This is a genomic window from Weeksella virosa DSM 16922, assembly GCF_000189415.1.
GTDB classification, from domain to species: domain Bacteria; phylum Bacteroidota; class Bacteroidia; order Flavobacteriales; family Weeksellaceae; genus Weeksella; species Weeksella virosa.
Genome location: NC_015144.1, coordinates 1,675,537 through 1,700,567, shown reverse-complemented (window position 1 = coordinate 1,700,567; position 25,031 = coordinate 1,675,537). Strand labels below are relative to the sequence as shown.

Below are 25,031 nucleotides of genomic sequence, written 5' to 3'. Positions count from 1 at the left end.
AGAGATAATTTCAGGTTCGTTATCTCACCTAATAAGCTTTGGAGTGTTTTTTCATACTTAGCCGTTTTGCTTAAAATCAATAATATCTAATTAACAACTCTCGGATCTATTAAGATATAACCTATAATAACTTCTACCGAAACTTATCAATTCTGCTCGTATAATTATTCCAAAAAATCCTTTAGATTTCTAGTAAATAAATAATTTCCTAAAATAGGTCAAAAAGCTTAAATTTGTCTAAAAATACGTAGCATATCCATGGGAAGAGCATTTGAATTTAGAAAAGGACGTAAACTAAAACGTTGGGCGGCAATGTCCAAAGCATTTACCAAAATAGGGAAAGATATTGTTATGGCGGTAAAAGAAGGCGGTCCTGATCCTGCGACAAACTCGCGACTTCGTGCCGTTATTCAGAATGCAAAAGCGGTAAATATGCCCAAAGATAATATCGAACGTGCCATAAAGAAAGCAACGGATAAGGATACCGAAAACTATAAGGAAGTAATTCTAGAGGGATACGGGCCACACGGTATTGCTATTTTGGTAGAAACGTCGACAAACAACAACAATCGTACTGTAGCCAATATTCGTTCTTACTTCAATAAATACAACGGAACGCTTGGTACGCAAGGTTCTGTAGAATTTATGTTTGACCATTTATGTCACTTCAAAATAGAAAAACCAGAAAATATAGATTTAGAGAGTTTAGAGTTCGAAATGATTGACTATGGTGTAGAAGAAGTTTTCGAGGAAGAGGATGGAATCGTTTTGTACGCACCTTTTGAAAATTACGGAACCATCTTCAAAGCCTTGGAAGAAAATGGATACGAGATTCTTTCGTCTGAATTCGAGCGTATTCCGCAAGTTACCAAAGAATTGACTGCAGAGCAACGCGAAGACATCGAGAAACTATTAGAAAAGTTTGATGAAGATGAAGATGTGAATCATGTTTTCCATACAATGAAAGAAGAAACAGAAAACGAAGAGTAATCTCTAAGGTCGAACAGCCTAATTTTTCATAAAAAAACTCAGCTTTATGGCTGAGTTTTTTATGAAAAATTATCAACGATCAACTTTTATAATTAATTAATATTTCCTTTAAACCAAAGATTCAATGGGCGATTTTTTCCTTCATAACCATCTATGGCGTTAACAGTTACTTCTGCATAATTGTTGTTATAGACAGTAAGGGATAAATTACCAGAAATGAAGTCTTCGTCTTTAATTTTGAATTCATACGAAGTTATTTCGTTTCCCATAATTTGAACCCCCTCGAAATAACTCGCAAAATTAAATGTTCTTCCATTTAGATCCAGCATATCATAATTACCACTTAATTTCATATTTCCTGGCACTAAAATATCTGCCTGGAAAAGAACATCTGTTCGTATAATATTTTGCCCACCATTCATATAATCTGAAGATAAATCTATACTCCAAATTTTTCTACCATCAGAGGTTATTTTACCTGTATCGAAAATATTCATATACCGAATTTTCTTGGTAATACCGTCATAGGTTACAGCTCCATTATTCTGAGCATAATAATCATAGCCGACATAGTCATCATCGTTATTTGAACATGCTGATAGACTTAGGATAAGTGATATTCCAAATAAATAAAAGAGTACTTTTTTATACATTATAGACTATTTTTCATTTGGTTTTAACAAAATTCATACCATAGAAAAAAAGGCACCAATTGGTGCCTTTTTTTCTTATCTTAATGTGATCACTTATCTCGAGGAATAATTACTTGAAGATAGCCTCCATTTTTTCTTTTTCTTCTTCTGCCAACTCTGGGTCAACTAAAATTCTACCCGAATGCTCATCTGCTATAATTTTTTTTCGTTGAGCGATATCCATTTGGCGTTGTGGTGGGATTGTAAAGAAAGAACCAGCCGAAGCACCACGTTCTACAGGCACCACAGCTAAACCGTTTTTCATATTTCCACGGATTCGTCGGTAAGCTTTCAGTAAACGGCTTTCTATTTTACTACTATACTCTTCTGAAAGTTTTAGCAATTTAACCTCTTCTTTTTCGGTATCTTTAATAATTCCGTCTAACTCACCTTTTTTGGTTTCTAAATGTTCTTTGAGACCAACAAGTTTTTCTTCGTACGAAGCTTTATTTTGGTTTTTATGTTCGATTTTTGCATTGTGCTCGCGAATACGTTTTTCTGCTAATTCTATTTCCAATTCTTGGTATTCTATTTCTTTAGCCAACGCGTCATACTCGCGGTTATTGCGTACGTTATCTTGTTGTTTGGTATATTTTTTTATTAAAGCTTCGGCGTTCACAATCGATTCTTTGCGTTGATTAATCATTGCTTCGAATTGTTGAATCTCATCCTCTACTTTAGAAATTTTTTTCTCCATTTGAGCAACATCGTCACTTAAATCCTCTACCTCTAAGGGTAATTCACCACGGGTATTACGAATTTCATCTAAGCGTGAATCGATCAGTTGTAAGTCATATAATGCGCGTAATTTTTCCTCAACGCTCATTTCTTTGGTTGTTTTTGTTTCGGCCATGGTTAATAATAATTAACAGGATTGGTATTAATTTCGGAATTATAGACTGCAAAATTAGTAAATTTTTTACTAATAAAAGTAGTTAATAAATTTTTTGTAAATTGTTCCGATTCGAAATGTCCTATATCCATCAAAACTATTTTATTTTCTGCAGCGAAAAAATCATGGTATTTGAAATCTGCACTGATGAATACATCGGCTTTTTGGGCAATGGCACTTCGGGTAGCAAAAACACCTGAACCTCCTAAAACAGCAACTTTCTTTATTTTTTTATTCAGTAATTTCGAGTGTCGAATTAGCGGTGTTTTCATCAGATCCTTTAGACGATCCATAAAATCATGCTCATTCATTTCTTCGGGCAATTCTGCAATCATTCCCATACCAACTGTTTGATTCTCATTCTCCAACGCAATCAATCCATACGCAATTTCTTCATAAGGATGATTTTTTCTCATCGCCTCTATCACCTTATCGGTTACATGAGCTGGCACCAATACTTCTATTTTCACTTCTTTTTCTGTATGCGCCACGTAATGTGTACCGATGGTAGGATTACTGCCTTCTGTCGGACGAAAAGTTCCCTCACCTACGAGATTGAAACTACATAAATCATACTTACCTACATGGCCAGCTCCGGCTTGGAAGAGGTTTTTTCGTAATTCTTCTGCATTTTTTTCGGGCACATATACATACAACTGATGCAGAATTTCTTTTTTTGGTAAGAGGATTCGTTGATTCACCAATCCTAATTGTTGACAAATCTGATAGTTTACACCTACCTGAGAATTATCCAAAGCAGTATGGATAGCATAAATAGCAATATCGTTCTGTATCGCCTTTAGCACTGCTCGCTCTACATATGTTTTACCGGTTAGTTTTTTTAGGCCCGAAAAAATAATCGGATGAAAACTCACAATCAGATTGCATTCTTTTTCGATGGCTTCTTGCACAACTTCTTCTGTCGTATCGAGCGTTACCAACACGTTGCTTACCTGAAATTGACTGTTACCCACTAGTAGACCTACATTATCAAAATCTTCTGCATATTGCAAAGGGGCAATTTCTTCTAAGGACTGGATTACTTCTTGTATTGTCATTTTTATTAGTTTCTATTCTTTAGCATAAATTTTCTAATCTCAAAAACCAAGATCACCAGTTTGTCTTCTGTTTTTTATCGTAACGAAGATACGATTATTCATTCATCGGGCAATTATTTTGGTAGGATGCGTCTTTTGATCGGAGAAAAAATTAACGCAAGAAAAAAGCAAGCTTTCGCTTGCTTTTTATCATTTCTCGAAGAGTAATTAATCTTCTAAAACTTCCATATCAAAATACAATGTTGCATTTGGTGGGATTACTCCGCCTGCTCCGCGATCTCCGTATCCTAAATGTGAAGGAATTATTAGCATTACTTTACTTCCTCGGTTGAACATTGTTAAAGCTTCCATCCAGCCTTGGATCAAACCTGTAACCCCCACCGTTACTCTCAATGGGTCTTGACGATCGTAAGATGAGTCTACTTTTTCGCCATCTGCTAAACGCAAAGTGTAGTGAACGTTGATTGCATCACCGTGCACTGGTTTTGCACCTTCTCCTTCTTTTTCGATCACATATTTCAATCCAGAATCGGTTGCTTGTGCTTTGCTTTCTAATTCTTTTAGTCTTTCTACTTCTTTGGCTTTTTCTGCAGCTTCTTTGGCTTTTTGTTCTTCTAATTTTTTTGCATGATTTGCTCTAGCCGTTTCGAATGATTCTGCTGGATCGTATTCTTTGTAATGTTCCCCCTTACGGATAACTTCTACTTTCTCTATCACAACATTTTCTTTCGGTTTGTCTTGTCCATCTTTTTCTACATTGGCAATAGTATCTATAACATCCAAACCATCGACAACTTGCCCGAAAATTGCATGACGACCATCTAACCAAGGTGTTGGTACTTCTGTAATGAAGAATTGCGATCCATTGGTTGCAGGCCCAGAATTTGCCATAGACAAAACTCCTTTTTTATCGTGTTTCAATGACGCATCAAATTCATCTTCGAAACTATATCCAGGTCCTCCTGTTCCACGACCGTCTGGATCTCCACCTTGGATCATGAAGTCCTTAATAACGCGATGAAAAATTACCCCGTCATAATAAGGTACTCCTTCTGCTTTTGCACTATTTTTTATCTTACCTTCTGCTAAACCTGTAAAGTTAGCTACCGTCATAGGTGCTTGCTCTTCGTATAGTTTTATCAACATAGTTCCTTTGTTTGTTACCATGTTGGCATACAAACCATCTTCTAAATTCTTAAATTCTTCTTTACTCATCGTACTTGGAATTTTTACACTACAACTTACCGTGATAAGTAATAATGTAAGGATTAATATTACTTTTTTCATTATTATTTTTTTCGTATTTCATGTACTTTAATTTCTATTATTATAGGAGTATCGGCATCGATTTTTTTCTGATCACCAAAACCTCCATAAGCCAAAAAAGAGGGTAGTAAAATCGTCGCAGAATCGTTAGCAGAAATTAACTGTAGCGCAGCATGTAAACCACGTGGCAGATCTATTTTCCCCAAGACTGCTTTTTGCGGCCCAATTTCTTGATAGGAATATATAAGGCTATTGTCTAAGTTTTTCACTTGATAATCGTAGGATATAAAATCTCCTTGTTTGGCCATATTTTCTGACACAATTGCCGAATTGGATATCCAAAAGCCCATTGATGTTTGTGTGAAAGTTAATGCAGATTTCTCTCGATACTGCTCGAACCATTCATTTTCTTCTGCCAAAAGAAGTTTACCTCTTTCTTGCGAACGCTTCATAAAGTCGTCGTTCTGATAAACTACAGGCCGTTGCACAACCTGATCTCCGCAAGCGAAAAATAATCCTACCAAACCAATCCCTAGCACTATCTTCCTCATAACTCGACTGCTTTTAGTTCTTCTTGATATTCAACTAAAATAGCTTTAAAACGTTCTAAGGTTTCTTCCATTGGTAAATCCGATCGTCCTCCCGCAGCATTCATATGTCCACCTCCACTGAAGTGTTTTCTAGAGAAAGCATTCACATCAAAATTGCTTTTTGAACGTAAAGATATTTTGATAAAATTATGATGAGTATCCTCAATGAAGAATACAGAAAAAACGTAATCCTCTACCGACAAACCAAAATTTACAAAGCCTTCTGTATCTCCTTTCTGAAATCCATTGGCAAGCATTTGCTTTCTAGTAAGATACATGAAAGCCGTTCTGTACTCGGGCAACAATGTTAGTTGATTGAGCGTTATGGCTAACAATTGAAGTCTTACGGGCGAATTGGCATCGTTTACATAAGAATTTACACGGTCTACCTCTACTCCTTTATCGATAAGGTTCGCTACAATCCTATGGGTGCTAGACGAAGTATTACGAAAACGAAATCCTCCTGTATCGGTCATAATACCGGTATAGATACAGGTTGCAATATCTTTGTCGATCAACGATTCCCCCTCCATGGTTTCTATAAAATTATATACCATCTGACAGGTTGCAGGCATGGATACATCCGAATACATAAAATCGAAAATATCGGGAGCTTGATGATGATCAATCAAAACTTTTGGTGCATTCGATTGTTTTACCAATTGCCCTAACTGGTCGATTCTTTCTAGGGTATTGAAATCCATAACAAAAATAAGGTCGGCATTCGCTATCAATGCTTCGGCCTTTTTGGGGTTATAATCACCAATAATTACCTCTTTTGCTTGGGGTAACCATTTGAGAAATTTCGGAAAATCATTAGGGGCAACCACATGACATTGATGACCGATTTTTATAAGGAATTGACTCATCGCCAAGGTTGAGCCAATGGCGTCACCGTCGGGATTTTTGTGCGGTAAAAGCACAATGTTTTTAGGGGAAGCCAAAAGATTTTTCAGGGCTTCGAAATTTGTCATCTGCATTGGGCAAAGATAAATATTTTATAGAATTTTATAAATCTCTTTTCTTCAACAACGCTAGAGATCCATAAATAAAGAGAAAACAATACAAAATATTCACACTAAAACTTGCCCAATTTACAGAAGAAGCCACAAACAATTCTCCTTTTGTAAGATAATTCCCAATGTCTACAGCAGGATATCCAACGATAGAAGAATTGCTATTGAAAGGCAGGTAGGACGACAACAAAGTCATCTTTTCGTCTAGATTCTCTCCTGTTTTTATATACATTCTCACCAAATATTCGATTCCCTTTATGATGGTTTCCCCAAAACTCAATACAAAAAGAGCCAAAATTGCAAAAGCACTTTTTTTGAGTAAAAAAGACAGAAATACTGCAATCAATAAGTAATTTGTGATTTCTACAAAATACCCTAAAACAAAAGAAGAACCGCTCAGAATATTTACATTTTCATTCTTGAAAAAGGCCAAAACCAATCCAGCCAAAAACACAAAAACCGTTGAACCTAAAGCCAACAAAAGCGTGCTTAGAAGTTTCGAAGCAAAAAACTCTTTCTTGCTCAAACCATCTATCATGTTTTGTTTTATCGTCCCGAAAGCATATTCGTTACTGATATTATTGATTAAAATTACAGCCAAAAAAAACTTCCCAAAAGCAATTAACCAAACCAAGTTGTGCCAGATATAAGGAATTTTCAATCCTCCCATTTTCACTAGATTTAGATCGATTCCGTTCACATTTATTTTGAAGACTGGTAGGATAACTCCCATTGCGACTATCATTGCGAAATATAAAATCACAAAAATTCGTGTTCCTTTGTTGTAGAATATTTTATTCCACTCGATGTTTAGTAATCTTTTCATTCTTTATTTTTATGAATAAGTTGTAAAAAATGATCCTCTAGTCGTTCTTTATTCATCGTGAGATGACTTAAAACAATTCCCTGTTCGAATGCCTTTTTATTGATTTTTTCTACCGGAACTGCTTCTTTAAGCACTGCAACCAATATAGATTTTTTTCGGGTTATGGTCGAGAAATACGGAAGTTTATGTAAGAAATTCTCTAAAACGTCTAAATCAGAAGATGAAATTTCTATATAACCAAAGTTTGGGTTCATCTCTTCTACCAAGCCAGCGTACAGCACTTTCCCTTTGTTGAGAACCACCACATGCGAGCAAACTTTCTCCACCTCATCGAGCAAGTGGCTTGCCAATAGAATTGTGGTTCCGGTTGCTGCAATTTTCTGAATAATTTCTCTAATCTGGATTATTCCTTCGGGATCAAGACCATTGGTTGGTTCATCTAAAATGAGCATTAGTGGATCATCGAGCAAGGCGGCTGCAATTGCCAATCGCTGTTTCATCCCTAAAGAAAAGTGCTCAAACTTATCTTTTTTTCTGTCTAATAAGCCAACCAATGCTAATTTTTTATCAATTTCTTGGTAGGATACTTCTTTGATATTTGCAACAATTTCGAGATTTTTTTGGGCCGAGAGATAGGGATAAAATTTCGGACTTTCTATTATTGCGCCAACTTTCTTTAGTGTTTGAGGTTGTTCTGCCAACTCGAACCAACGATAACTTCCACTTGTAGGGTTTATCACCTTCAGGATCATGCCCAAGATAGTCGATTTCCCGCTTCCGTTTGGACCGAGCAAACCGTAAACATTTCCTTTTTCTACCGTAAATGAAACATTATCAACAGCCAAAAGAGAGCCAAAGCGTTTAGAAAGCTGATTGATTTCTAGTACTTTTTGCATAAATATTATATATGAATCATTAGTCTATTTTGTGAAAATTTTGTTACTTTCATCACCAAATTTATTCTATGATACGGATTATTTTTTTTATTTCTTTGTATTTATTAAGTTATTTTTCAACCGCTCAAGATCTAAAGAACTATCAGTTTTATAACAAAAACCAAAAAGCAATTGATTTTCATCAAACTGCAAAGATCTTATCCAAATATGATATTATACTTTTTGGTGAACACCATAACGATGCAGTTACACATTGGTTACAATTAAAACTCGCGGAAGAATTATACAAAACCTCAAACAAAAAACTTAAATTAGGTTTTGAGATGTTCGAGCGGGATAATCAACATGCTATTGATTGGTTTCTTACGAACAAGATCAACGAGAAAGTATTTGCAGATTCTGTTCGATTTTGGTCCAATTACAAAACAGATTATCAACCCTTGCTTCTGTTTGCAAAAGAAAAAAACCTTGGGGTTGTCGCAAGCAATGTCCCGAGAAAATACGCTTCAATTGTTGCAAAAAACGGTCTAGCTTCTCTAGATTCGTTACCCGAAAACGAAAAAAAATGGATAGTTAGACTACCCTTATTCGTAGATGAAAAAACACCTGGATATCCGGAAATGATTGAGATGATGAAAGATCATTCTGCTACCAATGCCAAAAATTTTGTTTATGCTCAGGCACTGAAAGATGCAACGATGGCCGAAAGTATTTTACTAAATCATAAAAAAAACGAACTTTTTTTGCATTTTAATGGAGATTATCATTCGAAGAATTACGGTGGGATATACTATTATTTGAAACGTGCAAATCCGAAACTAAAAATTGCTGTTATCTCGATTATCGTGAATAAAAATCTTAGACCCATTTTAGAAAGTAACGAAAAATATATCCCAACCGAAATCCTTTTGGTACTACCGACCGATTCACCCAAAACTCATTAAACTTACCCTATAAAAAAACAGAAGATACTTTATTTAAAAATTCAATAGTAGATCATTTGGTATACTTGCATTACTCCCCTCAATTTCGGGTTTTAGAAGTTAAGTTAAAAAAGCAAGAACTACTGAACCCGTTTGGCGTCTAAAGGCAATTTAAATATTATTGCTTAATATTAGTTTGACGTAAACCTTTTGTTTATGAAGCAAAAAGACATAAGATCGAAGTTTTCTAATCATAAAAATATCATTCGATTAGCGATTCCGATAATTCTGGCTAATGCATCTGCACCACTTTTAGGGCTATCTGACACTGCCGTTATCGGACGCACTGGTACAGCAACTGAGCTAGGTGCCATTAGTTTGGCGTCACTTATCTTTAGTTTTATTTATTGGGGTTTTGGTTTTCTACGAATGGGGACAACCGGCTTTATTTCACAGGCTTGGGGAGCAAATAACCAAACAGAAGTTAATCTTATCTATTACAGAACCTTCCTCACAGCTATTCTGATTGGTATTGTACTGATTGCTTTACAAATCCCGATTGCCGAAGTTTCAAGAAAATTGATGAGTGCAAGCCCACAAGTAAAAAGCGAGGTCGATAACTATTTTTACATCAGGATTTGGGGCGCTCCTGCAACCTTAATTACATTTGGAATTATCGGGAGCTTGATAGGCTTAGGACATACTAGACAACTCTTATGGATACAATTATCACTGAACTTTCTCAACCTTCTTCTCAATATTATATTTGTAGTGGGATTGAAATTAGGGGTTAAAGGAATTGCTCTAGGAACTTTGATTGCCGAATGGTTTGCACTATTCTATGCGATATATCTTCTTCATAAAACCACACAAATACCATTTTCTTTTTCTATTATAAGAAAAAAATGGACCGAAATCATAAACAAACAAAAGATCTGGATGATTTTCAGGGTTAATTTAGACATTATGTTGCGTACATTTGCTTTGCTCACTGGTTTTGCTTGGTTTGCCAATCAGGGTGCTAAATTTGGAGATTCTATTTTGGCTGCAAATCATATCCTATTACAATTCATTTCTTTATCGGCCTTTTTTCTCGACGGCTATGCACACGTTGTAGAAATGCTAAGCGGAAAATCTATAGGTGCAAAAAACCAAAAAGAGTTCATTCTACAAGTGAAAAACTCTACCGAATTGGCAGCTATAACGGCGTTCATGTTGGGCTTGGGAATTATTCTCTTCGGTCCAATTGCGATCCAATTTTTTAGCAATAATATTAATGTGCTAAACATTGCAAAAAACCATGTGATTTATGCCGGAATTTACATTATGTTTTCTTTTGCTGCATTCCAGTTGGATGGTATTTTTATTGGTGCAACACAAAGCAAAGCAATGCGAAACGCATCGATTATTTCACTTATTATTTTAGTAGCTTCTGGGACGTTATTGGTACAGAAATGGGGAAATTCTGGCTTATGGATCTCTTTTATCTTATATATTATTGCCAGAGGAATTAGCCTTGGCTTGTACTTTCCGCAACTGATCCGTTCTACTTTCCGCAACTGAAAAGAGCAACTACCTTTCGAACAAAAGATAATTGCTCTGATAAAAAAATTTCTAAAGTGATTTTCTAAACCAAAAATATATAAATCTGGTTTAAGCAACTTTTCTCAAAGCTTTCTGTAAGATTTTATCAACAACTTTATCTACCTGTTCTTTCTCTAAAATCAATTGATTATTATGCAACGTATCTAACGTATAAAATTCTGTAGATGGCTTTATCAATTTCAGTTGTTGATAAAATTGCTTTTCTTTTTCCTGGTTATAAAACTTCAAATCTTGCACGCATAAGATATGTAAATTTGCTTGTACAGCCTGAATAACCTCATTCCATTTTCTTCTATTTTCTGCAATATTTACCGATAGAAAAAGCTCTTTATACCATTCATTTTTTACGACAGGATAATTTTTTAACCAATCTTTCACAAGTGGCAAAGCGGCAATTGGCAAAAGATTCTGAATTCTTTTTGGAAAGAGAGTTGCCATTTCCCAAGCAATCCCTCCTCCCAAATCGGCTCCAATAATAGCAAAAATATCTTCCACACCCAATTCGAACAATGCTAGCCAAAACAATACAGCAATGTCACGAGCTTTCACGTTATTCTTCCTATAATATGTTATTTCATTGGTACTTTTCCCTGGCACATCAAAACAGATAACAGTATAGAAATCAAGGTCAATTGCTTTCTTCTCACCCAAAATTCCCTCCCAATGCAACAAACAGTCAGAATCGCTATGCATCGCATGATTTATTACAATTACAGGTGCAGAACCTAATTGTTTCCCGTACATACGATAGGTTAACAATTGATTTTTAAGGATAGTGTTGTTTTGCAACGGCCAAATTCTGACAGATACTTGTTTACTAGGCTTCATTTTGTTTAATTTTTATTATTAATAAAAAAAGTCCCGTTATTTTTTTTTAAATAACGGGACTTGTTTTACGACTCGACTTTTTTCTTGTCACTCCACATAGAACTCCCGCCATGATCCCAATTAGAAATCATGCATCTTGTTGAGTACATTGAATGACAAATAAAAATTCTCATCGCTTTCTATAAGTTTTGCTCCGACAAAGATAAGCTTACTTTTTACATAAATAAAATATTTTTCTACTAATTTTCATTTAAAGAGTATATTTTAGAAAAATATCTTACGTAATTAGATAATACAGAAATAATATTCTAAATTAATTACTTCAAGCCTTTTAATATCTCATGAAATACAGTTTGCGCTGAATATATTCTGTTTGTTGCTTCCTCTATCACGATAGAATACGACGAATCGAGCACCTCATCTGCTACCACAACATTTCTTCTTACCGGCAAACAATGCATAAACTTTCCGTCGTTGGTAAGTTTCATCTTATCGATGGTCACTTGCCAATCTTTTTCTTGAGGTATTATTGCACCATAATCCTCATACGAAGACCAATTTTTTGCATAAACAAAGTCTGCTCCTTTCAGTGCTTCTTCTTGGTCGTAAACAATATTTGCACCATGAGTAAATTTAGCATCCAACTCATACCCTTTTGGCTGAGCTATTGTAAAATCTACCCAATCTACTTTCGTAAACCATTCGGCAAATGAATTTGGGACAGCTTGCGGCAACCTTCTAGGGTGCGGCGCCCAAGTCATGACAACCTTTACCTTTTCTTTTGGCGGATTTGCTGGATTATAATTTATTTTTTCGGCAATTGTAATAAGATCTGCAAATGATTGCAATGGGTGTAACGTTGCACTCTCTAATGAAACTACCGGCACCGAAGAAAGATCTTTTACTTTATTAAACATTGCCTCACTATAATCTTCTTCTTTTTGCTCCAATTTCGGAAAAGTTCTCACTCCCAACACATCACAATACGCACTCATCACCTGAATTGCTTCTTTTATATGCTCTTGTGTATCACCATTCATTACTGTTCCGTCACCCATCTCTAGCGTCCAAGAGTCTGCTCCAGCATTTAGAACCCATGCATTTGCACCCAAATTATACGCTGCTTTGATAGAGCTTAAACGAGTACGTAAAGAGGGATTGAAAAAAATTAGACCAATCGTTTTATTTTTCCCAACTGCTTGCTGCCCAAATGGATCTGCTTTTATTTCTAAAGCTTTTTCTAATAATTGATCAATATTCTCTACATCGTTTACAGAAATAAATTGCTTCATGATAATTTTAGTTTTTTATTACTACAAAGTTACAAGTAATCTTATTGATTCGGAACATTCCGATTCGAAGATTAGCAATAACTTTAGAAGTTTTGGGTTTATGAAAAGAAATATTTTGAACAATTTTCACAAGAAAAAGATAACGTATTTTATAGATTCTGACTTTCGTTGTAAGTTTACCACATGAAAAAAATAGCCAATGATTTTTTGATTTTGATTTGTTTGCCTTGGATTTTGGCGTACGAGATTTATTGTACCATTTATAAATATAAAAAATAATGAAGCATGAACGAATCGGAATTTTAGGCGCAATACCCGAAGAAATCAACTATATAATCCCATTAATAGAAAATAAACGAGAAGAAAAAATAGGCAAAAGAACTTTCTATATCGGGAAGATTGGTAAGCACGAAGTGGTTTTAGCATACTCTAGAATCGGAAAAGTAGCCGCAGCAACAACGGTAAGTACTTTGATTTTACATTACAATATTACCCAATTAATTTTCACAGGCGTTGCAGGTGCGATTCATCCTGACGTGAAAATTGGCGATATAGTTTTGGCTAGGAAATTAATACAACATGACATGAACGCATCCCCGTTGATGCCACGCCACGAAATACCTCTTTTAGGAAAAACTTATTTCGAGGTAGACACTAAGTTGTTAGAAAGAAGCAGAAAGGCAGCAAACAATACCTTACTAACAAATTCTTTTACAGAAGCAGAAAAAGACGAATTCCACTTGCATCATCCCACAATTCATTTTGGTTTGATTGCTTCAGGCGACTTGTTTTTTTCTACCACTAAACAAAAAGAAAAATTAAATCAACGAATTCAGAATATTCTTTGCGTAGAAATGGAAGGTGCAGCAATTGCACAAATTTGCTACGAATTCTCTATACCGTTTTGTGTAATGCGAGTTATTTCTGATGAAGCAAATGACGAATCGAGCATAGATTTTGTTCGATTCATCAAACATGTAGGACGTGTATATTCTCGTTCGTTTATTGAAAATTTATTAAAATAATAAAGAAATCCCTCAATTCTATTAAGACAGAACAGGCACTTCAATAATTTTTTAAAAATAAAAAATGGACTAAGGTATATTTTAGTCCATTTTCTACTTTCAACACACTTACATAAATAAAAAGTAACTGTATTATTTGTGGGGAGAGCAGGATTCGAACCTGCGAAGGTGAATACCAACGGATTTACAGTCCGTCCTCGTTGGCCGCTTGAGTATCTCCCCAAAAGGGTAATTTTGCATTACTTTACATTGAGCCGATAGAGGGATTCGAACCCACGACCCCGAGATTACAAATCACGTGCTCTGGCCAACTGAGCTATATCGGCAAAAGTAATTCTTGATATTTAAGAACTTCTCGTTTTTCGTGGTGCAATATTAGTGCTGATTTTTGAATCTTGCAAATACTTGAGATACTTTTTTTATGACATTTTTCCAACTCTATTTTTAGAGTTTGATAATCAAAGCCTTAAAACTTAAACACTCCACAAATTTCTTCAGCAGCAAAGATTAACATAGAGTTTACATTGCTAACCTTAATTTTGTAAACATTTATCAAAATGCAAATACTCTTCATCATATTACAAGTTTTGGGAGCTGTTGCGCTATTTATCTATGCCATGAAAATGGTGAGTGATAATTTACAGGCAATCTCTGGTGATGGTTTTCAACTCACCCTAAATAAATTAACGCGTAACAATTTTACCACCTTTGTTACTGGTACAATTTTCACCACATCGATACAATCGTCTTCTGCTGCGAGTATTTTTTTCTTGAGTTTTGTCAATGCTGGTCTTATCAATCTCAAAAAAGCTTTTAGTTTAATTATCGGCGCAAATATAGGCACAACTCTTACGTTGTGGTTGATTTTTGCAGGCCTACAGTTCAATTTGCTTTATTTGGCTTTGCCTTTACTTATTATTGCAGTGCCTTTTTATACCTCATACAATAGAAACAGGCGATTAATTGGCGGGGTAATGATCGGATTCACTATGATTTTTTTTGCCCTTTATTTCCTCAAAGCTTTTTTACCCGATATTACCGATATACAAATTCTGCAAACTTACCTGTACACCGACTATAGCTGGATTTATGCTCGTTATTTATTGTTTATTATTTTTGGTCTAATCCTTACCTTGGTAATTCATTTTTCATCAGCATCGATTGCTATTTCGGTTCTACTTGTCGACAAGGGATTGCCACTAGAGTTAGCAGCAATGATGATTTTAGGTGCTAATATCGGAACTACTTTTACTGCACAACTAGCTTCATTTATCGGTAATAAATCTACAAGAATTGTTGCTAATTTTCATACTTATTTCAATATTGCGAGTGCATTATTATTTTTCTTTATAGTTCCTTATATCATACCCTTTTTACAGCAGTACATATCAAATTCTAGCATACTACTGATTAGTTTTGATACGATAACTAATGCCATTACGGCAATTATAGCTTTGATATTTCTGAATCCGATAAGTGAATATTTCAACAAAAAACACGGTAAGGTTTTGGGAGCAAAATCAAAATCGATTGAGAGAATGAATTTCATTACAGTGCCTTACGGTAACAATGCTAATCTTTACCTCAACGACGCAACCAAAAATATCTTGAGACTGGCTGCAATAAGTAGACGCACAATCCAAACCTTGGGTAGGATGATAACCGAAAGTGATGATCAAAAGTTTAAGATTCTTAAAGAAAGAGTGTTAATGCTAGAAAACGAAAGTGACGAAATCGAAGAAGAAATTACGACTTTTCTCATGAAAATCTACAACCTAGACATCAACGAAAGCAAGGCAAGAAGAATCAATCAACTGATGGTTATTTGTCATCATTTAGAGAGCATTAGCGATATTGCAATCAAGATGACGATGATCCATAACAAAAGAAGAAAAAGCAACAGTTTTATTACGCCAAACTTGCGCATTCATATGTCGAAAATGCAACAAGAACTCAACTTAGCAACTTCTTTTTTGTTTCAGAATTTAAGCTCGCCTAACAATGAAATCGACATAGAGAAGTCTCGAGAAATAGAACACAACATCAATCGGTTATACAAAGCTGCCGAAGCAGACCTTATCAAAAGCATCGAAAAAGATAAACTTGGTACATTAAGTGCGTTATATTACAAAGAATTGATACAAAACTACGAATATATCGGCGATCATATTTACAAGGCAAATATGGCGTTGACCAAAGACTAAGTTTCGTACCTTTGTACAATGATGGATCCGTATTCTATTTTCGATATAAAAAATTTTTCTGAATTCGAAGAAAAAGCCTTAGCAGTTTTTCGTCATCAGGCAGAACATGTGCAAGTGTATCGAGATTTTGTAGAGCTGATGAAAGTGAACCCCAAAAATATTTCTGATTTGTACGAAATTCCGTTTTTGCCAATTCGTTTTTTCAAACAATATTCGATAATAGAAAACAAACTTCTTCCAGAAAAAATATTTACAAGCTCTGGAACAACTGGGCAAAATACGAGCAAACATTTGGTTGCAGATTTGGCTTTGTACCATCATAGTTTGTCTAAATGTTTTCATCACTTCTATGGTGATTTGTCTACCTATTGCATTTTCGCCCTGCTTCCATCTTATCTAGAAAGAAACGGTTCATCACTAATCGACATGGTAGAATATTGGACACAACAAGCAGACTCTTCCTTTGGCGGCTTTTATTTGTATAATCATGATGAATTGCACCGCGATTTATTGGCGTGTGAAAATGCAGGCAAAAATGCTATCCTGATTGGCGTTTCTTTTGCCCTACTCGACTTTGTAGAGAAATATCCGATGCAGCTCTCTCGTACAATTGTTATGGAAACCGGCGGTATGAAGGGTCGGAAAAAAGAAATTACTCGACAAGAACTTCACTCGATTCTCAAAAAAGGTTTCGGCACACCAAACATTCATTCCGAATACGGAATGACAGAGTTACTTTCGCAAGCATACATGCGAGAACAAGCTCTCTTCGAAACACCAAACTGGATGCATTTGTTGATTCGTGAAACCGAGGACCCACTTACATTCGTAGAAGAAGGAAAAACTGGTGGGGTAAATGTAATCGACTTAGCAAATTTCCATTCGTGTAGTTTTATTGCAACCGACGATTTGGGCAGAAAAAAATCTTCTAGAACATTCGAAATATTAGGAAGATTCGACCATTCTGATGTTAGAGGATGCAACTTATTAGTGGTCTAATTTCGATTGTAGTACACGATAAAATTATCAGATTACTCCATAAAGAGTTGATTATTTTTTATTTTTCTTGTTCTGGCAACTCCTTCTCTATCAGCCAAAGTAAAGTTTTCACTTATATAAACATCCTAGTAGAATAACCTCTTTACTGCAGTTAATTTTATTAAGAAAAATTATCAAATATTCAACATTGATACGATAGAAAATTGATGAATTTAGAATAAGCAAGCATCTTTTCTATCTTTACGTATCTATATCCAATACAAATTAACATTTTCTTTACCTTTAAAGTTGGAAATGTAAAAATTATGTTTATTTTTACTTACAGAAATCATTTCTAATAAATTTAGAATGGCTTCTTAATTAACACAATAGAGGAAAAACTGATGAGGAAAGGATTAAATCTAGTATTTAATCCTTTTTCTTTTTTTTATTTTCTTTAACACAATTATCCAAAACAAAGGCCGAAATAACTATCAATGTTCAGAAATGAATATTGTTCTCATTGCTTCTTCAATTCTAGGATATTGCATTCGGAAACCAAGATTCTTCAGCTTCATGTTCGATAATAAACAACCATCTAGCACCAATGCGCTACGTTCGCCAAGTATTCTCTTCACAACAAATTCGGGGATATTAGGTAGAAAATAAGGAGCTTTTATCTCTCTAGACAAAACCAAATTGAATTCATTTTGGGTTATCTGCTCATCAGCAACAGCATTTACCGCACCATCTAACGAAGAATTAATCAGAGCAAATTCATACACACGCAACAAATCTTGTAAGTGGATCCAAGGCATATAATTATTTCCACCCCCTAAATTCGTCCCTAAACCCAACCGAAAAACCTTATTCAGTACCCTGATCAAACCACCGTCTTTGCTCAATACGGCAGGCGTACGTACTTTGACCACTCGGGCCCCTATCTCGTGAAACTGATCTGCAGCAGCCTCCCAAGCAACGCAAAGTTTACTCAAAAAACCTTCTCCTGCTTCACTTTCTTCTGTTAAGGTTTTATCCGTAGCTTCATTGCCATAGAAACCAATTGCTGAGGCTGAGATAAATAAGGATAAATCTGGACAAAAATCCTTGGCTTTTTCTAATAGAAAATTAGCTGTATCGATTCGGCTTTCGTACAAAACTTTTTGATAATAACCAGTCCAAGGTTCTGCAATAGGTGCACCTGCCAAATGGATTATGCCATCGATTTGATGCATTGCTTTTTCATCAAAAATATTTTTTTCTACATCCCAATAAAAGTCTTCTTTTGGATACGAACGTTGCAAAACACGAACTTCATGAGCTTTTAAACGTAAATATTCTACTAGAGCCTTACCAATAAAACCTGTTCCACCCGAAACTAAGATCTTCATATTCGATATTTTTTATCTAATTTAGCTCTTTATAAAGAGATTGTGGGCATGAAATGGAATATTTTCCGATTGAAAAAACTCGACAAAGACGAAGAAAATAAACTAAAGAAAAAGATATTTGAGATTATCTTCGAAGCCAATACGCCCTATGGTCGACTATTCGACCTTAGTCTTTTATTGTTGATTATTCTTAGTGTAGCGTTGGTTATACTAGAGTCAGTTCCGACTTTCAATGCTCGCTATCATACTTTTTTAGTTGTTTCGGAATGGTTAATTACCATTCTCTTTACCATCGAATATTTACTACGATTATACAGCGTACAAAAACCTTTACGATATGTTTTTAGTTTTTATGGGATTATCGATTTACTGAGTATCCTTCCTTTCTATTTCGGGATTTTCTTCCCGAATAGTAAATATTTATCAAGCATCCGAATTCTTCGTTTATTCCGTATTTTGCGAATTTTTAATCTTACCGGGCTCACGCAAAACAGAAACATTCTTCTAAGAAGCTTGCAGCAAAGTAAAGATAGAATAATAGTTTTTTTATCTTTTGTTATTCTTATCGTTGTGGTATTGGGCTCTTTTATGTATGCGATAGAAAAAAACCATCCAGAGTCGGGCTTCACAAGCATCCCAATCAGTATCTATTGGGCAGTCGTAACCATGACAACTGTAGGTTACGGAGATGTCGCTCCAGTAACGGGCTTGGGTCGTTTTCTAGCTTCTATTATTATGATTTTGGGTTATGGTATTATTGCTGTACCTGCAGGGATTATGTCGCAAGAAATAGCTCGTGCGTCTAAAGAAAACGATCATATCCCAACCAACACAGATGTTTGCAGATATTGTGGCGATAATTATCATTTGGATAATTCTATTTATTGCAAAACTTGCGGGCATTTACTCAACCCTTAGGTTGTCTTTCTAGGACTGAGAATTGGTTTCCTTTTTTAGATTCAATTCGATAAAATTATTTTTCTGTATTTTATTCATATTCGAGTAGTTTTTGGCATACGTCAGTGACATATTCAATTCGTATCCTACCAATAAAATAATTACATTGACATACACAAAAATCATCACCAGCATCACCAATCCCAAAGAACCATAAAGTAAATCGAGATTATTGAAGTGTTTGAGATAGACATTGAATCCGAACAAAGTAGTAATAAAAAGAAGGGTTGATAGCACTGCTCCTGGCACGACGGTAGATTTCGATTTATCTTGATTATTCGGCCCGTAATGGTACAACATGCACATCGATAAAAAATAGAACATAATCACACTGGTCATATTGATCAGTCGAGAACTTTTTGATAAATCGAAGAAGAATTTGGTCTCGGCAAGATATTTCCAAATGATGCCAGTGTAATACAACAACGTCAATTGTAGGATGAGAAACACAGTGAAGAAAATGGTTAGTATCAAAGAAATCAAACGCTGTTTATTGTTGTTTCTTTTGATAAAAACATCTTGATAACTCACATTGAAACCATTTATGATTCCCTGCACACCATTCGATGACATGAAAATGGTAAAAATCATAAACCACCAATTCACCGATTTTTGCTCTTGTTGCTGCGTCGTAATATCAATATATCCGATGACTTCTTTACCAATAGAGTTGGGTATGATTTGGGGTAAAAACTGATGAAAAAGTAAAAGTTTCAGTTCTTCATAATGTGGTATTTTGGGCAACAAAGAAAAAAGGAAAAGAATAAAAGGAAACAGACTAAAAAACAGTGTCCAGGCGATTGCTCCCGAACGAACAGGAAAATTCCCCTTCATCACCCTGATCCAAAAAACTTTTAGCAAATCGTACAAAGGAATATTCGAGAACTGTTTCAGTCGTTTACGTTTACTCCAAACGATGAGCCTTTTTAGCCTATTTTTTTGTTTCAATTTCGACAATAGATTTATTTTTGCTAAATTATTGATTATTCTATGAACATTTTCACCCTTTGTGTAGGAAAAACAGATGAGCAAGCCATCGAACAACTTCTACAAAAATACGAAAAAAGATTTCCTACCTATATCAACTACCAGCGACTCGAGCTTGCTGATATCAAAAACCGAAAAACGCTCACAATAGAACAACAGAAATCTAAAGAAGCAGATTTACTTCTACAGCGCATAAACAAAGGAGATTTGGTTGTATTACTCGACGAAAAAGGAAAACAAATCAACTCGACAGACTTTGCACAACAATTGCAAAACGACCTCAACCAATCAGTGAAAACGCTTATCTTCGTGATTGGAGGTCCTTATGGTTTTGATGATCGGCTTTATCAACGTGCCAATCGAAAATTATCATTATCTCAAATGACTTTTACGCACCAAATGGTTCGTTTATTTCTTACCGAACAAATTTATCGTGCATTTACTATCTTGCAAAACAAACCTTATCATCATGAATAAATTCGAGCTGCCCCAAATAAAAACACTCAAATTCTCTGCATATTATGCTTTTTTGGTAGGATTTGCCGTAACCTTTACAGTCCAAATAGGACAAAGTTTGGTGATTTGGCCAACATTTTTTTATCCGTTTTTATTTCATTTTCTTTTACCATTAGCCTTTCTTACAGGGACAGGAGGTGCAATCATTTTACTGATGGGTTGGTTTCATGTAGACAAAAACACCGTTAGAGATTGGCTGATTTATCCGACCAAACCTATTAATTTTTTATTAGGATTCCTTTGTTTTATCTTTGCACTTCCCTTTGCAGAGTGGTCTACTGGTTTGGTGCCGACTGACACCCAGATCTTTCAAGATTTATACAACACATTTGAAAGCAGCTTCCTTCAGATGCTCAATTATAAAATTGCTGGTTTCATAACCGTCTGTATTTTAGCCCCGATTTTAGAGGAGATAATTTTTAGAGGTTTTATCCTAAGAGGAATTCTAAACTCTGGCACGTCGCCTTGGATTGCAATTCTAGTAAGTGGAATTATTTTTGGTGCCGCCCATCTCAATCCTTGGCAGTTTATCGGAGCAGGAATTTTAGGGATAATTTTCGGCTTCATTTATTACAAAACAAAATCCTTACTTCTGGTAATTTTCCTTCATGCTGCAAACAATATTTTTTCGTTTATCATGATGATGAAATACAAGCAAATGGACGAACAAATTATCGAAAGTAGTTCGCTTTCACCTGTTTTTATCAGTTTAATCATCAGCTTAATAGCTGGCTATTTTCTAAGTAAAAAAAACATAAAACATCTATGGAATTAATTTTCGCCACCCATAACCAAGATAAACTTAAAGAGCTACAAGCGCTGCTTCCCGAGACGATTCAATTACAATCGCTTACCGACCTCAACTTTCATGATGATATAGAGGAAACCGGTAATACATTCGAAGAAAATGCATTCATCAAAACCAAAACCATTTACGAGAAATTTCATCAACCTGTATTTGCTGATGATTCTGGCTTGGTAATCGATGCATTGAATGGTCGGCCAGGAGTTTTTTCTGCTCGATATGCAGGTACCAAAAATAGTGAAGACAACATTGCAAAAGTACTAAAAGAATTAGAAGGTATTAGCAATAGGAAAGCCTATTTTATTAGTGTTTTCTGTTTGATGATCAACGATGAGGTTCATTATTTTGAAGGAAGAATTGAAGGGGAAATAATGAATGAAAACAAAGGAAACAAAGGTTTTGGCTACGACCCTATTTTCCGCCCGAGTGGTTTTGATTATACTTTTGCAGAAATGTCGGCCGAAGAGAAAAATGCGATCAGTCATCGAAGCATTGCAACACAAAAATTAATTCATTATATTACAGAAAACTTATAAAGCTATACTTTGGCCTTAGAACTAACCATATTGGGCTACAATTCTGCCTTACCAACTGCCAACTCTCATCCAAGTGCACAAGTGCTTAATATTTCTGAGCGTTATTTTCTGATCGATTGCGGAGAAGGAACACAAGTTCAATTACGCAGAGCAAGGCTGAAATTCAGTAAAATCAACCATGTATTTATTACGCATATGCATGGTGATCATGTTTTTGGTTTAATTGGTTTACTATCCTCTTTTCAGTTGCTTGGTCGAGAAAAACCTATCACAGTTCATGGACCAAAGGGAATCGAAGAGTTTATCACTATTCAGATGAGACTTTCGGGTTCTTACCACGGTTTCCCGATTTTGTTTAATGAATTAGAAGGCAACGAATCGAAAGTGATTTTCGAAGATGATAAAGTACTTGTAAAAACCATTCCGCTCGATCATCGTATTTATACCAACGGTTATCTTTTTCAAGAAAAATCAAAACCAAGACGCTTAAATCCTGATGCAATTAGTGAGTTTGATGAAATAGAAGTTTGCGATTATCAGAACCTAAAAAACGGACGAGATTTTATCCTGAAAAGTGGAAAAATTATTCCCAATTCGTACCTTACTTTTGATGCGCCACAAACCTATAGCTATGCTTATTGTTCGGATACGTGCTACAAACCCGATATAGTTCCTATTATCCAGAATGTAGATTTATTGTACCATGAGAGTACTTTTTTGCATGATCTGAAAGATTTGGCAGATTTTACGAAGCATTCGACCGCAAAAGAAGCCGCTATGATTGCCAAGGCAGCTAATGCCAAACGATTGATCCTAGGACATTTCTCTAATCGATACGATGATTATTCTGTTTTCTTAAAAGAGGCACAGCCGATTTTCGAAGCTACTGAGTTGCCAGAAACTCTAAAAACCATTCGTATTGGCCCTAAAGGAAGACGATAATCAATATCTTACATAAACGTAGAGCAGGTATAGCCGCCCCTCTATGCTCATTGATTTTCTTATTGAAGTCTACTTACACCTTTTCTATCTCTTTTTTTGCACGATATTTTTTCTAAGCGACATGTTTTGACTGCTCAAAAAATTAGTTTTGGGTAAAATTACTCTCAATGAAAAAAGAAGTTGACTTCGTGGAGCGCTACCTTATAGAATTTGGTTTAAGAGCGACTTTTACAGGAAATTTATATCACATCAAAAATGAAATGATCTCTTTTTTTCGAGAAGTTAAACAAAATAAAGCGATTCTAGAATACATTGCCCTTGTTATTGAGGTCAATGAGCACTATAGCATTACGATGAATGATATTGCTACCTTAAGTCACACTATACAGAAAGAAATGCACAACAACGCTTCGATTTGGTTAGATGTTCAGCTAAGTTCTTCGTTGATCAACAAAGGTTTTCGGGTGTCTGTTTATTATTTAACAGAGCATTAGTGTACGGTTTCTATTTCTTAGCTACTTCTGTTTTATCATGGTTGTCGACTATGCAATTTCGCCTGTATAGGAATCTTACCATATAGACATTGCCTGTTACCCTTACCAATCCGCTCAGATAGCACTGTGGATTATAAACTACAATAGTCTTATTTTAAATAGTTTACATTGCTTGCAAAAAATTAATTAATACCTTTTGTTTTCCAATTTTAGTCGCAGTTCTATGGCTAGATTTTTAGATAACTTTTATTTTAAGAAAAATTATTTCCCATTTCCAGCAAAAGAATCTTTGGAAATATTTATTAACTAGATTGCCAGACTCTTCTTTTTTTATTTATAGAAACAAATGCATTTTCAGTATCTACCAAAAGTTCTTGTTTCTAGATGCTGAACTAGTGGGAATGTATACTATATATTTCTCTCACCATTAAAACTTCAAGTATAGCTTAGATTTTAAAAACATTGGTGAATTTTCTTTTACTTTTTTCAGAATCTTTTCAACTTTACCCGCGGTCTGAGTTTTGAGGAGTATTATTGCTATGCAATAGAAGAGTATGAGTTTGAAATAAACATTTGGTATAAAAATATTTTATTTTCACGACATAAAAAGCCACAAAAAAGTCCGATCAATAAATTGACCGGACTTTAAAAAGATATATAAACTTTGGTTTATTCTTCTGATGCAGTTTCCTCTGTTGAGTTTTCTACAGTTTCAACTTTTTCTTTTTTCTCCTCTTTTACTTTAGGGCGTAAAGGATTGTCAAAGTTGAACGTTACTTCGTTCGATTCTTGTGCTTTCAAAGCTTTTTGTGCATCTAAACGAGCCATTTCTGCTTTTGTTTTCGCTGCATCTTCTGCTGCCTTAATAGACGCTGCATCCGGAACAACATCAAATTCAAAATCAACTTCTACATCGCGGTGAAAACGGATTTTTGCAACAGATTTCCCTAAACGCTTGATTGTGTTTCCAGGTATACGAATATTCTTCTTCTCGATTTCTACTCCTTTTGCTTGTAATGCAGCCGCTAAATCTCCGTTGTTTACAGATCCAAATAACTTATCTCCAGAACCAACTTTTGCTTCGATTTTTACTTCTAAGCTATCTAGTTTTGCAACTTTTTCTTTCGCTGCAGCAACTAATTTATCTTCTTCTGCTTTACGAGCTTCTAACACTTTATTCAATTCCTCAACGTTCTTCGGTGTAGCTACAATTGCCAAACCACGTGGGATTAAAAAGTTGCGCGCATATCCAGGTTTTACTGAAACTACTTCAAATTCAAAACCTAAACCTTCTACATCTTGTTTTAAAATTACGTTCATGA

At 35.1% G+C, this 25,031-nt stretch carries 24 protein-coding genes, 2 tRNA genes and 1 pseudogene; 12 read left to right on the top strand and 15 right to left on the bottom strand.

The window, feature by feature from the left end; genetic code table 11:
* Positions 1–258: 258 nt before the first annotated feature.
* Positions 259–990 (top strand): YebC/PmpR family DNA-binding transcriptional regulator, encoded by a 732-nt coding sequence (locus WEEVI_RS08275; protein ID WP_013598697.1) that lies wholly within the window; start codon positions 259–261, stop codon positions 988–990.
* Positions 991–1,082: 92 nt separating this feature from the next.
* Here the strand turns inward: WEEVI_RS08275 and WEEVI_RS08270 are convergent, their stop codons facing one another.
* The 8 genes from WEEVI_RS08270 to WEEVI_RS08235 all read right to left on the bottom strand — a co-directional run bounded on the left by WEEVI_RS08270 (position 1,083) and on the right by WEEVI_RS08235 (position 8,226).
* Positions 1,083–1,643, bottom strand: coding sequence for a hypothetical protein (locus tag WEEVI_RS08270; RefSeq protein WP_013598696.1), 561 nt, complete (start codon positions 1,641–1,643; stop codon positions 1,083–1,085).
* Positions 1,644–1,752: 109 nt separating this feature from the next.
* Positions 1,753–2,535 carry a zinc ribbon domain-containing protein gene (locus WEEVI_RS08265; RefSeq protein WP_013598695.1) on the bottom strand — a complete coding sequence of 261 codons (783 nt, stop codon included), beginning with the start codon at positions 2,533–2,535 and terminating at the stop codon, positions 1,753–1,755.
* A gap of 2 nt (positions 2,536–2,537) precedes the next feature.
* Positions 2,538–3,632, bottom strand: a complete 1,095-nt coding sequence (locus WEEVI_RS08260) for a Nif3-like dinuclear metal center hexameric protein (protein ID WP_013598694.1) — start codon at positions 3,630–3,632, stop codon at positions 2,538–2,540.
* 207 nt (positions 3,633–3,839) lie between these two features.
* The gene (locus WEEVI_RS08255; protein ID WP_013598693.1) at positions 3,840–4,919 is read right to left on the bottom strand and encodes a peptidylprolyl isomerase; all 1,080 of its coding nucleotides are present in this window, start codon (positions 4,917–4,919) and stop codon (positions 3,840–3,842) included.
* A 2-nt stretch (positions 4,920–4,921) separates the two neighbouring features.
* Entirely contained in the window at positions 4,922–5,449 is a 528-nt protein-coding gene (locus WEEVI_RS08250; protein WP_013598692.1) for an FKBP-type peptidyl-prolyl cis-trans isomerase, read from the bottom strand.
* Positions 5,446–6,468, bottom strand: a complete 1,023-nt coding sequence (locus WEEVI_RS08245; protein WP_013598691.1) for a DHH family phosphoesterase — start codon at positions 6,466–6,468, stop codon at positions 5,446–5,448. The genes WEEVI_RS08250 and WEEVI_RS08245 overlap by 4 nt, the downstream gene beginning before the upstream one ends.
* Positions 6,469–6,496: 28 nt before the next feature.
* The gene (locus WEEVI_RS08240) at positions 6,497–7,330 is read right to left on the bottom strand and encodes an ABC transporter permease (protein ID WP_013598690.1); all 834 of its coding nucleotides are present in this window, start codon (positions 7,328–7,330) and stop codon (positions 6,497–6,499) included.
* Positions 7,327–8,226 (bottom strand): ABC transporter ATP-binding protein, encoded by a 900-nt coding sequence (locus WEEVI_RS08235; protein ID WP_013598689.1) that lies wholly within the window; start codon positions 8,224–8,226, stop codon positions 7,327–7,329. The genes WEEVI_RS08240 and WEEVI_RS08235 overlap by 4 nt, the downstream gene beginning before the upstream one ends.
* A 68-nt stretch (positions 8,227–8,294) precedes the next feature.
* Here WEEVI_RS08235 and WEEVI_RS08230 point away from each other — a divergent pair, with 68 nt between their 5' ends.
* The gene (locus WEEVI_RS08230; RefSeq protein ID WP_013598688.1) at positions 8,295–9,170 is read left to right on the top strand and encodes a ChaN family lipoprotein; all 876 of its coding nucleotides are present in this window, start codon (positions 8,295–8,297) and stop codon (positions 9,168–9,170) included.
* A gap of 195 nt (positions 9,171–9,365) precedes the next feature.
* Entirely contained in the window at positions 9,366–10,712 is a 1,347-nt protein-coding gene (locus WEEVI_RS08225) for an MATE family efflux transporter (protein ID WP_013598687.1), read from the top strand.
* Positions 10,713–10,802: 90 nt separating this feature from the next.
* Here WEEVI_RS08225 and WEEVI_RS10960 read toward each other — a convergent pair whose 3' ends face one another.
* The gene (locus tag WEEVI_RS10960) at positions 10,803–11,582 is read right to left on the bottom strand and encodes an alpha/beta fold hydrolase (RefSeq protein WP_013598686.1); all 780 of its coding nucleotides are present in this window, start codon (positions 11,580–11,582) and stop codon (positions 10,803–10,805) included.
* 317 nt (positions 11,583–11,899) lie between these two features.
* Positions 11,900–12,874, bottom strand: a complete 975-nt coding sequence (locus WEEVI_RS08215; protein WP_013598685.1) for an N-acetylornithine carbamoyltransferase — start codon at positions 12,872–12,874, stop codon at positions 11,900–11,902.
* A 278-nt stretch (positions 12,875–13,152) separates the two neighbouring features.
* Between WEEVI_RS08215 and WEEVI_RS08210 the strand changes: the two genes are divergently transcribed.
* Positions 13,153–13,899: a 5'-methylthioadenosine/adenosylhomocysteine nucleosidase gene (locus WEEVI_RS08210; protein ID WP_013598684.1), complete on the top strand. Its 747-nt coding sequence runs from the start codon at positions 13,153–13,155 to the stop codon at positions 13,897–13,899.
* Between the two features lie 139 nt (positions 13,900–14,038).
* Here the strand turns inward: WEEVI_RS08210 and WEEVI_RS08205 are convergent.
* A tRNA-Tyr gene (locus WEEVI_RS08205) sits at positions 14,039–14,121 on the bottom strand.
* Between the two features lie 30 nt (positions 14,122–14,151).
* Positions 14,152–14,225 (bottom strand) — tRNA-Thr (locus WEEVI_RS08200).
* Between the two features lie 231 nt (positions 14,226–14,456).
* On the opposite strand from WEEVI_RS08200, the gene WEEVI_RS08195 reads away from it, so the two are divergent.
* Both WEEVI_RS08195 and WEEVI_RS08190 read left to right on the top strand, forming a co-directional pair.
* Positions 14,457–16,103 (top strand): Na/Pi cotransporter family protein, encoded by a 1,647-nt coding sequence (locus WEEVI_RS08195; protein ID WP_013598683.1) that lies wholly within the window; start codon positions 14,457–14,459, stop codon positions 16,101–16,103.
* A gap of 18 nt (positions 16,104–16,121) precedes the next feature.
* Positions 16,122–17,102 (top strand): long-chain-fatty-acid--protein ligase, encoded by a 981-nt coding sequence (locus tag WEEVI_RS08190; RefSeq protein ID WP_013598682.1) that lies wholly within the window; start codon positions 16,122–16,124, stop codon positions 17,100–17,102.
* A gap of 473 nt (positions 17,103–17,575) precedes the next feature.
* Here WEEVI_RS08190 and WEEVI_RS08185 read toward each other — a convergent pair whose 3' ends face one another.
* On the bottom strand, positions 17,576–18,472 hold the full coding sequence (locus WEEVI_RS08185; protein WP_013598681.1) for a TIGR01777 family oxidoreductase: 897 nt from the start codon (positions 18,470–18,472) through the stop codon (positions 17,576–17,578).
* Between the two features lie 48 nt (positions 18,473–18,520).
* Here WEEVI_RS08185 and WEEVI_RS08180 point away from each other — a divergent pair, with 48 nt between their 5' ends.
* On the top strand, positions 18,521–19,390 hold the full coding sequence (locus WEEVI_RS08180) for an ion transporter (RefSeq protein ID WP_013598680.1): 870 nt from the start codon (positions 18,521–18,523) through the stop codon (positions 19,388–19,390).
* Between the two features lie 9 nt (positions 19,391–19,399).
* Here the strand turns inward: WEEVI_RS08180 and WEEVI_RS08175 are convergent, their stop codons facing one another.
* The gene (locus WEEVI_RS08175) at positions 19,400–20,386 is read right to left on the bottom strand and encodes a YihY/virulence factor BrkB family protein (RefSeq protein ID WP_013598679.1); all 987 of its coding nucleotides are present in this window, start codon (positions 20,384–20,386) and stop codon (positions 19,400–19,402) included.
* 33 nt (positions 20,387–20,419) lie between these two features.
* Between WEEVI_RS08175 and rlmH the strand changes: the two genes are divergently transcribed.
* From rlmH to WEEVI_RS08150, 5 genes are all read left to right on the top strand, one after another.
* On the top strand, positions 20,420–20,893 hold the full coding sequence (gene rlmH / locus WEEVI_RS08170; protein ID WP_013598678.1) for a 23S rRNA (pseudouridine(1915)-N(3))-methyltransferase RlmH: 474 nt from the start codon (positions 20,420–20,422) through the stop codon (positions 20,891–20,893).
* A complete protein-coding gene (locus tag WEEVI_RS10955; protein WP_013598677.1) occupies positions 20,886–21,707 on the top strand; it encodes a CPBP family intramembrane glutamic endopeptidase in 822 nt (273 codons plus the stop codon). Before rlmH ends, WEEVI_RS10955 begins: the two co-directional genes overlap by 8 nt.
* Positions 21,698–22,273, top strand: a complete 576-nt coding sequence (gene rdgB, locus WEEVI_RS08160) for an RdgB/HAM1 family non-canonical purine NTP pyrophosphatase (RefSeq protein ID WP_013598676.1) — start codon at positions 21,698–21,700, stop codon at positions 22,271–22,273. The genes WEEVI_RS10955 and rdgB overlap by 10 nt, the downstream gene beginning before the upstream one ends.
* Positions 22,274–22,282: 9 nt before the next feature.
* Entirely contained in the window at positions 22,283–23,215 is a 933-nt protein-coding gene (locus WEEVI_RS08155; RefSeq protein WP_013598675.1) for a ribonuclease Z, read from the top strand.
* A gap of 167 nt (positions 23,216–23,382) precedes the next feature.
* On the top strand, positions 23,383–23,709 hold the full coding sequence (locus WEEVI_RS08150; RefSeq protein ID WP_013598674.1) for a hypothetical protein: 327 nt from the start codon (positions 23,383–23,385) through the stop codon (positions 23,707–23,709).
* Positions 23,710–24,531: 822 nt separating this feature from the next.
* On the opposite strand, the pseudogene rplI reads toward WEEVI_RS08150, so the two are convergent.
* Positions 24,532–25,029: pseudogene (gene rplI, locus WEEVI_RS08145) on the bottom strand (50S ribosomal protein L9); the annotation flags it as partial.
* Positions 25,030–25,031 lie beyond the last annotated feature (2 nt).